Below are 1,258 nucleotides of genomic sequence, written 5' to 3' on the forward strand. Positions count from 1 at the left end.
GAAGGGCACGCCGGCCGGCGAAATCCCCAAGGACCGCACGCGGGTGCCGGTCGAGCTCGACAAGGTCGTCGACGCGCTGCCGCCGAACACCCTGAACTCGTTGCAGAAGACGGCCGGGAGCCTGGACGCCACACTGGACGACGAAGGCCGAGCGGCCATCGACCAGCTCCTGGCCGACGCGCCGGGCACGCTGGACCCGGCCGGTGACGTCCTGCGCGCCGCGCAGGGCACCCGGCCGCACCAGGACCTCACCGACGTGGTGAGCGGGCTCGAATCGGCTTCCTCCGCGCTGACGAAGGAGCCGGGGCAGCTCGACTCCATCGTCCGGAACCTCGGCAAGGTCAGCACCGTGCTGGGGGACCGCGCGTCGGACCTGTCCCACACGGTCTCCGGCCTGCCCGAGGCGCTGGACTCGACGAACGCCGGGCTCTCCCGGCTGGACGGCACGCTGGCCAAGATCAAGGACGTCGCCGACCCGGCCCGCCCGGTGGCCCGCGAGCTCGACACGGCTCTGCAGCACGCCGACCCGGTGCTGGCGAAGGCACGTCCGCTGGTGAACGACCTGAAGAACCTGCTGACCGACGCCAGGCCCGTCGTCCGTGATCTCGTGCCGACCGCGCAGGGCCTGACCACGGTGCTCGACGACGTGCGCGGACCGGTACTCGACCGGGTGAACGGTCCGATCAAGTCGACGATCCTCTCGCCGTACCGCGGAACGGGACCGTACGCCGGCACCTCCGGTGACCGGCCGCTTTACCAGGAACTCGGATACATGCTGTCCAACGCGGACAGGGCATCGTCGATGACCGACGGCAACGGCGCGTCGATCGCGTTCGAACCCGGAGTCGGCCCCGGCACCATCGGCGGTCTGCCGATCAGCCTCGAACAGCTCTTCGGCAACCTCATGAGGCTCGGACAGCAGCAGGAGGGGCGATGACCCGCGAGCAAGGCCGGATCAAGAAGACCTGGGAACGCGTCCGCAGCGAGCCGAAGCTCGGCCGGAACGTGCTCACGCTGGTGGTGCTGGTGGTGCTCGGGCTGGCGGTCGGGGGCTACATCGTCAGCCGGCAGGGCGCGGGGACCACGACCTGGCCGTGGCAGGACAGGTTCATCATGAAGGCGGAGTTCGACAACGCTCCCGCCGTCAGCCCGGGCAACGGCCAGGAGGTCCGGATCGCCGGGGTGAAGGTCGGCCAGATCGACTCGGCGTCCGTCTCGGACGGCGGCAAGGCGCTGCTCACCCTCTCGATCGACCCGC

Annotated in this window: 2 protein-coding genes; both read left to right on the top strand. The window is 70.4% G+C overall.

The genetic code is table 11. The features are described 5' to 3' along the window. Positions 1 to 937 (top strand): Mce/MlaD family protein (locus H5411_RS46475; RefSeq protein ID WP_183128023.1); only part of this gene is annotated, 937 nt, incomplete at its 5' end. After that, positions 934 to 1,258 (top strand): MlaD family protein (locus H5411_RS46480; protein ID WP_183128024.1); only part of this gene is annotated, 325 nt, incomplete at its 3' end. The genes H5411_RS46475 and H5411_RS46480, both read left to right, overlap by 4 nt.

Origin of the sequence: Amycolatopsis echigonensis (assembly GCF_014174495.1) — a bacterium.
Lineage (GTDB): Bacteria > Actinomycetota > Actinomycetes > Mycobacteriales > Pseudonocardiaceae > Amycolatopsis > Amycolatopsis echigonensis.